We start from the raw sequence: 12,921 nt of genomic DNA, 5'->3' as shown, positions 1-12,921 counted from the left end.
GCCTGCCGGTCCCGTCAGTCCATCACTCGTGGGCGATCGCCTCCAGTACGTTCATGCGTGACGCCCGCAGTGCCGGAAGCAGCGCCGCCACGATGCCGACCACCACCGAGCCGATCACGACCGCCACGATCGTCGGCCACGGCACCGCGAACGCCTTCAGCCCCTGCAGTTCCAGGACCTGCTGCATCGACACGCCCCACACCAGGCCGAGCGCGAGCCCGAGCACCGCGCCGAACACGGCGATCACCACCGACTCGAGCCGGATCATGCGCCGCAACTGGCGCCGGGCGAGCCCGATCGCGCGCAGCAGCCCGATCTCGCGGGTGCGCTCGACGACCGACAGGGCAAGGGTGTTGACGACGCCGAGCACGGCGATGACGATCGCCAGGCCGAGGAGCGCGTACACGAGGTACAGCATCACGGCGATCTGTTCGCGGATCAGCTTCTTGTAGTCCGCCTGGTCGCGCACCTGCACCTGCGGATACGGGTCGAGCGCGGTGTCGAGCCGGTCCCGCAGCGCGTCGGCCTCCGTGCCCGGCGCGGCATTGACGTACACCGCGGAGTCCTGGCCGTCGGGCACGTGCTTCTCCAGCGTGTCGAGCCCCATGAAGAGCCCGCCCTGCATGCCGGGCCCCTCGGCACCGTCGTTGTCGGTGAGCGCGGCCACCGTCAGCTCGGCCTTGCGCTTGCCGGGGAACTCCACGGGCAGCACCGAACCGACGCGTACGTCATGGTCCTTGGCGTAGTCCTGATCCATCGCGAGGCGGCCGGGGGCCAGCGCCCGCGCCGAACCTCCCTGCGCGTACGTGGTCTTCACGACCTCGTCGAGCTGTTTCCCGAAGCCGGCCGCCGTCGACTTCACGGTCCTGCCGTCCGGCATCCGCAGCTTCAGGGGGGTGAAGCGGCTGCGTACGACGAGCCCGGCGCCGTCGGTGGCCTGCACCTTCTTGGTGACCTCCGGCGGGAACGGCAAGAACGCGTTGTTCTGTACGACGAAGTCCGCGCCCAGCGTCTTGTCGATCTGGTCGTCGAACGACTTCGTCATGGAGGCGCTGGCCACGGACAGGCCGCCGACCAGGGCGAGACCCACCATGAGCGCGGCCGCCGTGGCGCCGGTGCGGCGCGGGTTGCGCAGGGCGTTGCGCTGGCTCATCCGGCCCACGGAGCCGAACAGGGCGGGGAAGGCGCCGCCGAGCACGCGGATCACCGGCCGCACCAGAAGCGGCCCCGCGACGACGGTGGCGACGAGGCTGAGGACGACGCCGAGCCCGAGCAGCGAGGCCGACGTGGCGGTGTCGGAGGTGGCCGCGCACCCGGCGAGGGCCGCCGCGCCGGCCGCCGCCACGACGGAACCCACGATGGCCCGCAGCCGCAACGGCCGCCCCACACCCGCGATCTCGGCGTCCGCCAGCGCGGCCATCGGCGAGACCTGCGCGGCCCGGCGCGCCGGCAGATACGCCGCGACGAACGTGACGCCCACCCCGACGACGTACGACACGACCGGTGTCACCCAGCCGATCACCATCTCCGTGGACTTGAGGTTCATGCCGAACAGGCCCATCAGCTCGATGAGTCCGGCCGCGAGCCCGATCCCGGCGGCGAGGCCGAGGGTGGAGCCGACCACGCCGAGCAGGACCGCCTCGATCAGCACGGAGCGGCGCACCTGCCTGCGGTCGGCGCCGAGAGCGCGCAGCAGGCCCAGTTCGCGGGTGCGCTGCGCGATGAGCATCGAGAAGGTGTTGACGATCAGGAAGATGCCGACGAGGACGGCGACGCCCGCGAAGCCGAGCATCACGTACTTGATGACGTCCAGGAAGCCGCCCAGCTCGGAGGCGGCGGACTCGGCCTCCTCGTCGGCGGTCCTGAGGTCGTAGGTGGTGCCGAGTTCGGCGGCGACGCGCCGCTTGAGGTCGTCGTCGCTGACGCCGGGGGCGGCCTCGACGGCGATGGAGGTCGCCGCGTCCTTGTCGCCGAGGAGCTTGGTCTGCGCGGTCGGGGTGTCCAGGAAGACCAGCGCGGCACCGGGGTTGGTGGTCGTGAACGTGACGATGCCGACGACCCGCACCTTGAACGAGCCGGGCGCGGCGAGGACCGAGAGCGTGTCCCCGATCGCCACGTCCTTCTTGTCGGCGGTGTCCGCGTCGATCAGGGCCTCGCCCGGGCCGCGCGGGGTGCGGCCGGAGGTGAGGTCCACGGGGCTGCGGTCGCTCTCGTACCAGTTGACGGCGATCGTGGGCGCCCCGGTGGTCGGGCCGACCGGGTCGTTGTCGCGGTCGACGACCGTGATGTTCTCCACGGAGGCGTCGACGTGCGTGGCCGCGACGCCGTCGACCTTCGCGACCCTGCCGGCCAGCTCCGCGGGGAGCGTCGGCGTCCGCCCGGTCGGCACGCTCTCGTCGAGGTCGTCCTTGGGCGCGACGGTGACGTCGGCGGCGGTGGAGGCGAACAGCCGGTCGAAGGTACGCGTGACGGTGTCCGAGAAGATCAGGCTGCCCCCGACGAACGCCACCGAGAGGATCACGGCGAGCGCGGAGAGGGCGAGCCTGCCCTTGTGCGCGAGGAAGCTGCGGAGCGTGGCCTTCAGCACAGGAGCCGCCTCAGTCCTGGGGGGAGGGTTCGCCGGGCGCGTCCGAAGCCACCCCGTGCAGGACGTCGAACCGTTTCATCCGCTCCAGGACGGCCTCCGCCGTCGGCCGTGGCATCTCGTCCACGATCCGGCCGTCCGCCAGGAAGAGCACCAGGTCCGAGTGGGCGGCGGCGCCCGGGTCGTGCGTCACCATCACCACCGTCTGACCCAGTGAGTCCACCGCCTCGCGCAGGAACCCGAGCACCTCGAGCCCGGCCCGCGAGTCGAGGTTGCCCGTCGGCTCGTCGGCGAAGATCAGCTCCGGTCGGGAGGCCAGCGCCCGCGCGCATGCCACGCGCTGCTGCTGGCCGCCGGACAACTGCGCGGGCCGGTGGCGGAGCCGGTCGCGCAGGCCGAGCGTGTCGATGACGTGTTCCAGCCACTCGGCGTCGGGGCGCCGGCCCGCGATGTCCATGGGCAGCGTGATGTTCTCGCGCGCGTCGAGCGTCGGGATGAGGTTGAACGACTGGAACATGAAGCCCACCCGGTCCCGCCGGAGCTGCGTCAGCTCCCGTTCCTTGAGCCCGGTGATCTCCGTCTCGCCCAGCCACACCTGGCCCGCCGATACCGAGTCGAGCCCGGCGAGGGTGTGCATCAGCGTGGACTTGCCGGATCCGGAGGGCCCCATCACGGCTGTGAACCGCTGCCGCGCGATGTCCACGTCGACCGAGTCCAGGGCGATCACGGCCGTCTCGCCGGAGCCGTATGCCTTGGTGAGCCCGCGTGCGCGGGCGGCGATGCCCGGTGGTTCGGCGTGCTCCGTGTTCGGCGTAGAAACAGGTGTGGACAAGGCCGCCTCCCCGGTTGTGGCCGTCCCGATGTGGCCGTCCCGATTCGCGTATGCCAGCAGAGAGTAGAGGGTCGGGCCTGGCGGCTGGTATCCCTCGCAGGTCGGTCCCTGAGGCGCGTGTAAGGGGCATCTGGCCGGTGCTGCCCCGGGCCGCCCCGGCCCTCTATCGGTGCTAGTGAATCGGCGCTAGCTTGAGGGCATGGCGAAGACTCAGTTGAACGTGCGGGTGGACGAGGACACCGCCCGGGCCGCGCGGGAACGCGCCCTGGCCCGCGGCATGAGTGTGAATCGCTACATCGAAGAACTCGTGAAGCAGGACGCGGGCGAGCTCGGCCACACCTTCGTGGAGGCCGCCGCCGACTTCATGAAGCAGTACGAGTCGGTCTTCGCCGAGGAGTTCGGCGCGGAGCGCGAGGGTCGTCGCTGACCCTTGAACCTCAGAATCGACCTCGCCTGGCTCCTCATGGTCGCCGAGCACAAGACACCGGGAGACCCTCAAGTCACCGACTGGGGTGCCCTGGTGGCCGCCGTGGCACGACACCAGGCGGAGATCTTCGGCGTCCCCGTCTACGAAGGCCCGCACGACCGCGCCGCCGCCCTGCTCCAGATCCTGCTGCACCTGCCCGCCCTCGAACGCTCGAACGCGCTCTTCGCCGTCTCGGTCGCGTACGCCTATCTCGTCGCCAGCGGCGTGAAGGTGGTGACCTCGCCCGAGCAGGTGCGGGACCTGGCGCGGCTGGTCAAGGAGGACGGGGCGAGCGTCCACGACATAGCGCGCGAGCTGCGGCAGTGGAGCCTGTGAGGGGACGTTCCCGCGCCGGATGGGGGTCCGTGGCCCGGTCCGCCCCGGCGTCACGGCTGTACAGGATGACGTGCGCTCCGTTGAACATGCGGCGAGGATGGGCGTGGCCGTCCGGTCCGGCGACCGGTGCGATACCGCTCGGCGGGCGGCACGGCACGGCGCAGCTCGGCGGCCGGCCGATGAGTTCCGGGCCGCCCGCCGGTCAGCACCAGGCAATCCGTCGCGACCACAAGGAGGACGGCACGATGCCCGCCACCATCCAGCCGATGCTGATCACCCCCGACCTGGACCGTCTTGTCGCCTTCTACCAACAGCTCCTCGGCGCCGAGGAGACGGCCCGGGTGCCGGACGAGGGCCCCACGTTCTTCGTCGACCTGCGGATCAAGGGCTCGGACCTCGGCATCGTCGCCGACAAGAACGTCGAGCTCGGCACGCCGCAGCGCATGCTCCTGAGCGTGGCGGTGGACGCCGTGGACGAACTGCTGCCGCGCGTCGAGGCGCTCGGCGGCACGGTGCTCGGTCCGGCGAACGACATGCCGTGGGGCCAGCGGGTCGCCCACATCCAGGACCCGGACGGCAACGCGGTCAATCTCGCGCAGCCGATCTGACGCCTGCACCCGCCGGTTCCGGCACCCGGGCGGTTCAAGCACCCGTGCCGGGTGCGGTGTCGTCCGCCGACGGGCGCCGCGCCGAGCCCAGGACGCAGTACGACGTGGGCAGGCGCGGCCCCCGCGCGGGCACCAGGAGCTGCCGGTACGGGCCCAGCTCGAACCCGGCGGCGCGCAGCGCGCCCACCGTGTCGCGGCCGACGTGGCAGCCGCCGAACAACGGCGGCCACACCGTGCGGTCCAGGGCCCGCTGGACCGTCGCCATCGCCCCGCCCGGAGCGCGCCCGTGCTCGAAGAACCGCAGTTCACCGCCCGGCCGCAGCACCCGCCGCAGCTCCGCGAGCGCCCTCGGTACGTCCCGTACGCTGCACAGCACCAGCGAGGCGACCGCGACGTCGAACGCCTCGCTCTTGACCGGCAGGGCCTCCGCCGCGCCCGGCACCACGTCGACCGGGACGTCCGCGCGCATCGCCGCCGCCACGGCGAGTCTGCGCAGCACGCGTTCCGGCTCGATGGCCACGACCTCGGCGACCGTGCCCGGGTAGTGGGCGAAGTTCAGGCCGTTGCCCGCGCCGACCTCGATCACCCGGCCCGCGACGCCGTGCAGGAGCTCCTTGCGGTGCGCGGCGATGACGCGCTCGGCGGCGACGCTCTGGCGGGCGTAGAAGCGGGCGAAGAGGGGGTGGTGGATCGGGTCGCGGGGGGTGGGCCTTGCGGAAGGCTGGGGCATGGGGGGTATTTCCCCAATCCCGCCCCTTCCCGAAACTGGGGGCCCTCCAATCCCGCCCCTTCCCGAAACTGGGGGCCCTGCCCCCAGCCCCCCGCTGCGTCGGCCCGTCGGCACTGTGGGCCGTGCCTCCGTCTATCGCGCTTCGCGCTCGTCCTCAAGCTCCCCCAAGCTCTTAAGGAGCAGGGAGGGACCCCCTCGACGGGCTGAAATCCCCCCCGAGTTCTGGCGCGAGCCAGTCGCGTGCCCTCGCCCGGAACTCCTCGGGCGCCAGTGCCCCCGCCCCCTCCGGCAGCGCCCCCAGCAGCGGTGCCCCCGCCGCCTCCGCCAGTTCGGACACGTTGCAGCGGGAGGCCAGGTCCGGGGTGGTGGGCCAGGAGCCGATGACCACGCCCCGGGTGGTGAGGCCCCGGGCGCGCAGGGCCTCGCCGGTCAGGGTCGTCACGTTGAGGGTGCCGAGGCCGGCCGTGGCCACGACGAGGACCGGTGCGTCGAGGAGCCGGGCCGCGTCCGCGAGCGTCGTCCCCGCCTCGTCGAAGCGGACCAGGAGGCCGCCCGCCCCCTCCACCAGGACCAGATCGTGCGCGGCCGCCAACTTCGCGGCGGCCTCCGCGACCTCCGCGGGCGTCACCGGCGGAAGACCGGCCCGCCGCGCCGCCGTCGCCGGGGCCAACGGCTCCGGATAGCGGGCGAGTTCGACCGGCGTCACCCGGTCGCCCGCCAGCCGCAGCACCTCGTCGACGTCACCGGGCTCCCCGGGGCCGACGCCCGTCTGGGCCGGCTTGAGCACGGCGACGCTGCGCCCGGCGGCGACGGCCACCGCCGCCAGGGCCGCCGTCGTCACCGTCTTGCCGATCTCCGTCCCCGTACCGGACACCATGAGCACGCTCATGCCGACACCGCCTCGTTGGTCGCCGCCGCGCTCGCCTCGGCCGCCGCACACACCGCGCGGCCGATCCGCGCCACGTCGTCGTCGCCCGTGATGAACGGCGGCATCGTGTAGATGAGGTCGCGGAACGGCCGCACCCACACGCCCGCGCGCACGGCGGCGTCGGTCGCCGCGGCCATGTCGACCTGGTGGTCCAGCTGCACGACACCGAGGGCACCGAGGACCCGTACGTCCCGTACGCCGGGCAGTTCGGCCGCCGGAGCGAGGGCGGCGCGCAGCCCCGACTCGACGCGCTTGACCTCCGTCTGCCAGTCCTGGCCGACGAGCAGGTCGATGGAGGCGTTGGCGACCGCCGCGGCGAGCGGATTGCCCATGAACGTCGGCCCGTGCGCGAGCACCGGCACCTCGCCGCGCGCGATGCCCTGCGCGACCCGCGCGGTGCACAACGTCGCGGCCATCGTGAGATAGCCACCGGTCAGGGACTTGCCCAGACACATCACGTCGGGTGTGACACCCGCGTGCTCCGCCGCGAACAGCGCGCCCGTGCGGCCGAAGCCCGTGGCGATCTCGTCGAACACGAGCAGCACGTCGTGCGCGTCGCATGCCTCGCGCAGCGCCCGCAGATAGCGGGGGGAGTGGAAGCGCATGCCGCCCGCGCCCTGCACCACCGGCTCGACGATCACGCCCGCCAGCTCGTGGGCGTGCCGTCCGACCAGGTCGTGGAGGTGCTGCGCGTACGTGTCGTCGTACGCGTCGAAACCGGCCGGAGGCATGTCGGCGAACACCTGCTGGGGGAGCACGCCCTGCCACAGGCTGTGCATGCCGCCGTCGGGGTCGCACACGGCCATCGGCTGCCAGGTGTCGCCGTGGTAGCCGCCGCGCCAGGTCAGCATCCGCCGCTTCTCGGGGCGGCCGACGGAAACCCAGTGCTGGAGGCACATCTTGACGGCGACCTCGACGGACACCGAACCGGAGTCGGAGAGGAAGACGTGCTCCAGGCCGTCCGGCGTCAGGTCGACAAGTCGCTTCGCCAGGCGCACGGCGGGCTCGTGCGTGAGCCCGCCGAACATGACGTGGCTCATGCGGTCGAGCTGACCGCGCGCCGCCTCGTTGAGGACGGGGTGGTTGTAGCCGTGGATGGCCGACCACCACGACGACATGCCGTCGACCAGCTCGCCGACGCCCGCGACGCGCAGCCGCACACCGCTCGCCGACTCCACGACCAGCGGCTCCTGGCGGCCGGGCATCGGGCCGTAGGGGTGCCAGACGTGGGCGCGGTCGAGGTCCAGGATCTCCTGCGCGTCCAGCCCGGCGGCCGTTCGTCCGTCACGCATTGGGCGCCACATCCGTCCCCGCGCCCCGGCGGCGTACCGCCACCAGATCCGTGCGCGCCTCGGGCACCTGGGCCTCGGCCGCGGGCAGCGCCGTGTCCTCCGACCCGCACGCCTCGTCCGACCCGCAGACCGAACCGCACCCGCCGCCCCTGCGGTGCTCCGGCAGCGTCACCTGCTCCGTGGTCTCCACCTCGAAACCGGCGTCCGCGATCATCTCCAGGTCGGCCTTGCCCGCCTGGCCCTCGCTGGTCAGGTAGTCGCCGAGGAAGATCGAGTTGGCGAGGTGCAGGGCCAGCGGCTGGAGCGTGCGCAGGTGCAGCTCGCGGCCGCCCGCGATCCGGACCTCGGCGTCCGGCCGGACGAACCGGACCATGGCGAGGATGCGCAGGCAGCGCTGCGGGGTGAGGTTCCACTCCTTGGCGAGCGGGGTGCCCTCGAAGGGGATCAGGAAGTTCACCGGCACGGAGTCCGTGTCCAGGTCGCGCAGCGCGAAGACGACGTCGACCAGGTCCTCGTCCGTCTCGCCCATGCCCGCGATCAGACCCGAGCAGGCGGAGAGCCCGGCCGCGTGCGCCTTCCGCACGGTGTCGACGCGGTCGGCGTACGTGTGCGTCTTGGTGATGTCGCCGTACGTCGCCTCGGACGTGTTGAGGTTGTGGTTGTACGCGTCCGCGCCCGCGCCGCGCAGCCGCTCCGCCTGGCCGTCGGAGAGCAGGCCGAGGCAGGCGCAGACCTCGACGCCCTCGTTCTCTTCCTTGATGGTCTTGATGGTGTCGGAGACCCGGTCGACGTCCCGGTCCGTGGGCCCGCGGCCGCTCGCCACCAGGCACACCCTCTTGGCGCCGCCGGCGAGGCCGGCCGCCGCGGCCTTGGACGCCTCGTCCGGCTTCAGCCAGGTGTACTTGAGGATCCCGGTGTCGGCGCCGAGCCGCTGTGAGCAGTACGAGCAGTCCTCGGGGCACAGGCCCGACTTCAGGTTGACCAGATAGTTGAGTTTCACTCGACGGCCGAACCAGTGACGCCGCACCTTTCCGGCCGCCGCCACCACGTCGAGCAGGTCGTCGTCGGAGGTCGCGAGCACGGCCAGCGCCTCGTCACGGGTCGGCAGCTCGCGCCGAAGCCCCTTGTCCACCAGCGTGTTGAGCAGATCCATGGCGCTGATCCTGACGTAAGCCAGTCTCTCTGACCATGGAGATAGTGCACAACAGAACCATCGGCAGGTGTGGGTATTGCCACACCATGGCCCGGTGGTGCGGCGGCTAGGGTCTGTGCACTGTCTACAAACCCTTTGCCCTCACGCTCCGTGCCCGCGCCGCGGGTACGGAGGCCCACGACGTCCCGGAGGCCCCCCATGGCGAGCTCGCCGTTCGACTGGATCGACGAGCAGGCGCGGCTGCGCGAGCGCGCCGGACTGGTGCGCAAGCTGCGCCCGCGTCCGGCCGAATCCGGCCTCCTCGACCTCGCGGGCAACGACTACCTGGGCCTCGCCCGCCACCCGGAGGTCACCGACGGCGCGGCGGCCGCGGCGCGCCGCTGGGGCGCCGGCGCGACCGGCTCGCGCCTGGTGAGCGGCTCCACCGAACTGCACGCCGAACTGGAGCGTGAACTGGCGGCGTTCTGCGGGTTCGAGGCGGCGCTCGTGCTGTCCTCCGGATACGCGGCGAACCTCGCGGCGGTCACCGCCCTCGCCCCGCACGGCTCGCTGATCGTCTCCGACGCCGGCAACCACGCCTCCCTGATCGACGGCTGCCGTCTCGCGCGCGGCACGACCCAGGTGGTGCCGCACACGGACCCGGACGCGGTGCGCAAGGCCCTCGGCACCCACGACGGACCCGCGGTCGTGGTGACCGACTCGGTGTTCTCCGTCGACGGGGACGCGGCGCCGCTGCGTCAACTGGCCGCGGCCTGCCGGGAGTCGGGGGCGGGGCTCGTCGTCGACGACGCGCACGGGCTCGGGGTGCTTGGGGCGGGCGGCCGTGGCGCTCCGCACGCTGCGGGACTCGCGGGCGCCGACGACCTGGTGGTCACGGTCACGCTGTCCAAGTCCCTGGGCAGTCAGGGCGGCGCGGTGCTCGGCCCGGCCAAGGTCATCGACCACCTGGTCAACGCGGCCCGCACGCTCATCTTCGACACGGGGCTCGCCCCGGCCGCCGCCGGTGCGGCGCTCGCCGCCCTGCGCGTGCTGCGCCGTGAGCCGGAGCGGGCGGCACGCGTGCGCGCGGTCGCATCCGGGCTCCACGAACTCCTGACGGGGGAGGGGCTTTCGGCGGTACGTCCCGACGCCGCCGTCGTCTCTGTGCGCGCCCCGTCGCCGGACGCGGCGGTGCGCTGGGCGGCCGACTGCCGGGGCGCGGGCCTCGCTGTCGGCTGTTTCCGCCCGCCGTCGGTTCCCGACGGCGTCTCACGGTTGCGGCTGACCGCATGTGCCGACCTGAGCGACGTACAGATCGCCGAGGCCGTCCGTGTGATCAGCCGCACCGCACCCTGACTCCTGAGATCTGGCACCTGAGACCTGGGTCCAGGGTCCGGCGCACTCACCCGGGCTTCATCGAAGGGCGTCGACGAAGTCCTCCCAGGCGGCAGGGGAGAAGAGCACGGCCGGGCCCGCCGTGTCCTTCGAGTCGCGCACGGCGAGCAGACCGGCGAGCGGTCCCGAGCCGAGCGGCGTGGTTTCCACGCAGTTGTTCATTCCATTGCTGCGGCTGCTGCGCCGCCACCGCGCGTCCCTGAGAGACGTGCTGGAGGGAACGTACCGAGGCAGTGCAGTCATGGTGCCTCCTTACGCGCCGTCACCTAACCCGGCGATGAAATCCATTGAATCCTGAACGGAAAGCGCCTTTCCCTGAAGGGAGTTGAAGGCGTCGGTGTACGCCTTGAGGTCTTCTTTCCGTTCGAGGTAGAGGCTACTCGTCAAGTGGTCGAGAACAACCACATCCAGGTCAGAAATGTTCGGAAAGGAGAGAATAACGAAAGGTCCGATCAGGCCGATGTGCTCTCCCGCGGCGAACGGCAGCACCTGGAGCCGGACTTGGGGGAGCCGCCCGGCCTCCAGTAGCTGCCGCAGCTGCCCGGCGAGCACCTCGGGCCCGCCCACCTGGCGCCGGAGCACCGCCTCGTCGAGGATCACGCTCAGCCTCAGCGGCGGGTCGTTGCGCAGCACGTCCTGGCGGGCCAGACGCACCCGGACCAGGGCCTCGACCTGCTCCTCCGGCAGCCCGCCGAGCGCGGCACGTGTCACCGCGCGGGCGTACTCCGGGGTCTGCAACAGGCCGGGGACGACGGTGGTCTCCAGCGTGCGCACCCGGCATGCCTGCGACTCCAGGCTGATGAAATCCCGGTAGGCGGGCGGCAGCAGCCCGCGGTAGGCGTGCCACCAGTGGTGCCGCCCGTTCTCGTCCTGCCCGCCCGCGAGCGCGACGAGCAACTCCCGCAACTGCGGGTCCTGCACCTCGTACGCCTCGAGGAGCAGCCGCACGTCCGCCGCGCGCACTCCGGAGCGCCCGGTCTCGATCCGGCTCACCTTCGACTGGTGCCAGCCGACGCGCGCGGCCGCCTCGCCGCTGGTGAGTCCGGCCTGCCCGCGCAGCGCCCGCAACTCCGCGCCGAGTTTGCGGCGCCGCACCGCGGGACCGTACTGCATGTCCGTCTCCTTCCGGACGTCCGCGCCCACCGTACGGGACAGTGGCAGACAGTAGAGGAAGCGCCAGTGTTGCGCCCAAATACGGTCTGCCGTCGTAGAGTTCACCGCTTCGAGCGACAGATATATGCACATCTCGGTGGATCGCCGCGCGTCACCGGCCCAGGAGTGGCACTCTGGCGCGAAGCACCAGTTCCGGGACTGTCCTCGAGTTCTTCCGCCACGAGTCGGAGTCCGGTCCCGGTGGGAAAGGGACAGCGTCGCCATGGCAGATCACCAGGAAGCATCCGTCACTCTGCCGAGCGATCCTGTCTCGGTCTCCGCCGCCCGCAGGTATGTGGCCGACGTCCTCTCCGAGTGGGGTCTGCCGGCCGGCGCCGCCGTGGCCGACACGGTCCGGCTCATCGTCTCCGAACTCGCCACGAACGCCGTGCAGCACACCCTCGGCCAGTCGCCCACCTTCACCGTGGACGTCCAGCTCGACCGGGACGAGCGGCTGCGCATCGGCGTCACCGACAGCCACCCGCGCTACCCCAAGCGCCTGCCCGCCGCCGTCCAGCAGGACAACGGCCGGGGCATGGTCATCATCAGATGGCTCACCGCCGAGTGCGGCGGCAGGCTGTCGGTCTGTCCCACGGCGGAGGGCGGCAAGACGGTGTGGATCACGTTGCCGTGGTCGGTGCCGGTGCAGAGTTGACGGCGGCGTGGGGCCGTGTTGACGCGCAGCTGTTGTTCAGGTGAGTCCGTCGCTCCTGCCGCCGCTGCCCGGTGCGCGGTCGCGACCGCCGTCCCCGTCGTTGTCTGCGTCCCCGTCGTCGGCCGGACGCACCTCGCCGGCGCGTTCCCCGGCCCGTGCCACCGCGCGCGGCAGCAGCCACCACAGCCCGCCGCACGCCACCAGCGTGCCCGCGGCGGCGAACACCGCGCCGGTGCGGGTCGCCGCGACGTCCACGACCAGCAGGACCGAACCGGTGAGCGCGAGGACCAGGACGGAGAGTCCGGCCCCGGCGAGCCGCGACGACACCCGGACGATCAGCGGCTTCGCGCCGCGCTGGAACAGCCCCCGGTGCACGGCGGCGGGCGCGGTGAACAGGGCGGCGGCCAGGACGGCGAGCAGCAGCGTGGTCACGTACGTGGCGCGCTGCACCGTGTCCAGCGACGGGAAGCGGGGCGTGAAGGCGAGCGTGAGCAGGAACGCGAAGAGGATCTGCACGCCGGTCTGAGTGACCCTCAGCTCCTGCAGGAGCTCGGTGAAGTTGCGGTCGGCGCGTTCGAGCGGGGTCTCGCGGCGGCCGTTGTTCAGGGCCGCATCCGCTGGACGGGACGTGTCCGCCGGGTCTGGACGGGACGGGCCCGCTGGGTGTGGGTCGTGGTCGGACATGCAGTACGAGTAACCCGCGCGGGCGCGATCCACTCCTCGGGGCGCCCGAGCGGCCCTCGGACGGCGGCGTGCGCCGCTCACGCGGGCGGGGCGGACGGCGGCAGCCGCCTCACGGCCGCCGGCCGCC

The 12,921-nt window shown here is 72.3% G+C and carries 14 protein-coding genes; 5 read left to right on the top strand and 9 right to left on the bottom strand.

All coding sequences use genetic code 11. The annotated features are described in order from the left end of the window. Positions 1-22: 22 nt before the first annotated feature. Both STRAU_RS25820 and STRAU_RS25815 read right to left on the bottom strand, forming a co-directional pair. Positions 23-2,587, bottom strand: coding sequence for an ABC transporter permease (locus tag STRAU_RS25820; protein ID WP_016643345.1), 2,565 nt, complete (start codon positions 2,585-2,587; stop codon positions 23-25). Positions 2,588-2,597: 10 nt separating this feature from the next. Next, complete coding sequence (locus STRAU_RS25815) at positions 2,598-3,416, bottom strand: ABC transporter ATP-binding protein (protein ID WP_016643344.1); 819 nt, start codon at positions 3,414-3,416, stop codon at positions 2,598-2,600. A gap of 199 nt (positions 3,417-3,615) precedes the next feature. On the opposite strand from STRAU_RS25815, the gene STRAU_RS25810 reads away from it, so the two are divergent. From STRAU_RS25810 to STRAU_RS25800, 3 genes are all read left to right on the top strand, one after another. Further along, positions 3,616-3,843, top strand: a complete 228-nt coding sequence (locus tag STRAU_RS25810; protein ID WP_016643343.1) for a hypothetical protein — start codon at positions 3,616-3,618, stop codon at positions 3,841-3,843. 36 nt (positions 3,844-3,879) lie between these two features. After that, a complete protein-coding gene (locus STRAU_RS25805; RefSeq protein WP_052029269.1) occupies positions 3,880-4,218 on the top strand; it encodes a hypothetical protein in 339 nt (112 codons plus the stop codon). Positions 4,219-4,463: 245 nt separating this feature from the next. Continuing rightward, positions 4,464-4,826: a VOC family protein gene (locus STRAU_RS25800; protein WP_037661893.1), complete on the top strand. Its 363-nt coding sequence runs from the start codon at positions 4,464-4,466 to the stop codon at positions 4,824-4,826. A 34-nt stretch (positions 4,827-4,860) separates the two neighbouring features. Here the strand turns inward: STRAU_RS25800 and STRAU_RS25795 are convergent, their stop codons facing one another. The 4 genes from STRAU_RS25795 to bioB form a co-directional block, all read right to left on the bottom strand. Continuing rightward, a complete protein-coding gene (locus STRAU_RS25795; RefSeq protein WP_016643340.1) occupies positions 4,861-5,556 on the bottom strand; it encodes a class I SAM-dependent methyltransferase in 696 nt (231 codons plus the stop codon). 172 nt (positions 5,557-5,728) lie between these two features. After that, positions 5,729-6,445 (bottom strand): dethiobiotin synthase, encoded by a 717-nt coding sequence (gene bioD, locus STRAU_RS25790; RefSeq protein ID WP_016643339.1) that lies wholly within the window; start codon positions 6,443-6,445, stop codon positions 5,729-5,731. After that, positions 6,442-7,776 carry an adenosylmethionine--8-amino-7-oxononanoate transaminase gene (locus STRAU_RS25785; protein WP_016643338.1) on the bottom strand — a complete coding sequence of 445 codons (1,335 nt, stop codon included), beginning with the start codon at positions 7,774-7,776 and terminating at the stop codon, positions 6,442-6,444. Before STRAU_RS25785 ends, bioD begins: the two co-directional genes overlap by 4 nt. Continuing rightward, on the bottom strand, positions 7,769-8,929 hold the full coding sequence (gene bioB, locus STRAU_RS25780) for a biotin synthase BioB (RefSeq protein ID WP_016643337.1): 1,161 nt from the start codon (positions 8,927-8,929) through the stop codon (positions 7,769-7,771). The genes STRAU_RS25785 and bioB overlap by 8 nt, the downstream gene beginning before the upstream one ends. A 198-nt stretch (positions 8,930-9,127) precedes the next feature. Between bioB and STRAU_RS25775 the strand changes: the two genes are divergently transcribed. Next, entirely contained in the window at positions 9,128-10,264 is a 1,137-nt protein-coding gene (locus STRAU_RS25775) for an 8-amino-7-oxononanoate synthase (RefSeq protein ID WP_016643336.1), read from the top strand. A 57-nt stretch (positions 10,265-10,321) separates the two neighbouring features. Here STRAU_RS25775 and STRAU_RS25770 read toward each other — a convergent pair whose 3' ends face one another. Together STRAU_RS25770 and STRAU_RS25765 are read right to left on the bottom strand one after the other, a co-directional pair. Beyond that, the gene (locus tag STRAU_RS25770) at positions 10,322-10,546 is read right to left on the bottom strand and encodes a DUF397 domain-containing protein (RefSeq protein WP_037661891.1); all 225 of its coding nucleotides are present in this window, start codon (positions 10,544-10,546) and stop codon (positions 10,322-10,324) included. A gap of 9 nt (positions 10,547-10,555) precedes the next feature. Continuing rightward, the gene (locus STRAU_RS25765) at positions 10,556-11,416 is read right to left on the bottom strand and encodes a helix-turn-helix domain-containing protein (RefSeq protein ID WP_037661890.1); all 861 of its coding nucleotides are present in this window, start codon (positions 11,414-11,416) and stop codon (positions 10,556-10,558) included. Between the two features lie 262 nt (positions 11,417-11,678). On the opposite strand from STRAU_RS25765, the gene STRAU_RS25760 reads away from it, so the two are divergent. After that, positions 11,679-12,110 carry an ATP-binding protein gene (locus STRAU_RS25760; RefSeq protein ID WP_037661887.1) on the top strand — a complete coding sequence of 144 codons (432 nt, stop codon included), beginning with the start codon at positions 11,679-11,681 and terminating at the stop codon, positions 12,108-12,110. A gap of 36 nt (positions 12,111-12,146) precedes the next feature. On the opposite strand, the gene STRAU_RS25755 is transcribed toward STRAU_RS25760, so the two are convergent. Next, entirely contained in the window at positions 12,147-12,794 is a 648-nt protein-coding gene (locus STRAU_RS25755) for a DUF6328 family protein (RefSeq protein WP_016643332.1), read from the bottom strand. Positions 12,795-12,921: the final 127 nt, after the last annotated feature.

The sequence above is a fragment of the Streptomyces aurantiacus JA 4570 genome, from assembly GCF_000414115.1.
Classification (GTDB): Bacteria; Actinomycetota; Actinomycetes; order Streptomycetales; family Streptomycetaceae; genus Streptomyces; species Streptomyces aurantiacus_A.
This window is presented reverse-complemented; position numbering and strand designations above follow the sequence as displayed.

Coding starts and splice junctions, on each gene's coding strand:
- STRAU_RS25755 (WP_016643332.1), bottom strand. CDS start 12,794: ATGTCCGACCACGACCCACACCCAGCGGGCCCGTCCCGTCCAGACCCG.
- bioB (WP_016643337.1), bottom strand. CDS start 8,929: ATGGATCTGCTCAACACGCTGGTGGACAAGGGGCTTCGGCGCGAGCTG.
- STRAU_RS25760 (WP_037661887.1), top strand. CDS start 11,679: ATGGCAGATCACCAGGAAGCATCCGTCACTCTGCCGAGCGATCCTGTC.
- STRAU_RS25770 (WP_037661891.1), bottom strand. CDS start 10,546: ATGACTGCACTGCCTCGGTACGTTCCCTCCAGCACGTCTCTCAGGGAC.
- STRAU_RS25775 (WP_016643336.1), top strand. CDS start 9,128: ATGGCGAGCTCGCCGTTCGACTGGATCGACGAGCAGGCGCGGCTGCGC.
- STRAU_RS25805 (WP_052029269.1), top strand. CDS start 3,880: ATGGTCGCCGAGCACAAGACACCGGGAGACCCTCAAGTCACCGACTGG.
- STRAU_RS25800 (WP_037661893.1), top strand. CDS start 4,464: ATGCCCGCCACCATCCAGCCGATGCTGATCACCCCCGACCTGGACCGT.
- bioD (WP_016643339.1), bottom strand. CDS start 6,445: ATGAGCGTGCTCATGGTGTCCGGTACGGGGACGGAGATCGGCAAGACG.
- STRAU_RS25785 (WP_016643338.1), bottom strand. CDS start 7,776: ATGCGTGACGGACGAACGGCCGCCGGGCTGGACGCGCAGGAGATCCTG.
- STRAU_RS25765 (WP_037661890.1), bottom strand. CDS start 11,416: ATGCAGTACGGTCCCGCGGTGCGGCGCCGCAAACTCGGCGCGGAGTTG.
- STRAU_RS25795 (WP_016643340.1), bottom strand. CDS start 5,556: ATGCCCCAGCCTTCCGCAAGGCCCACCCCCCGCGACCCGATCCACCAC.
- STRAU_RS25810 (WP_016643343.1), top strand. CDS start 3,616: ATGGCGAAGACTCAGTTGAACGTGCGGGTGGACGAGGACACCGCCCGG.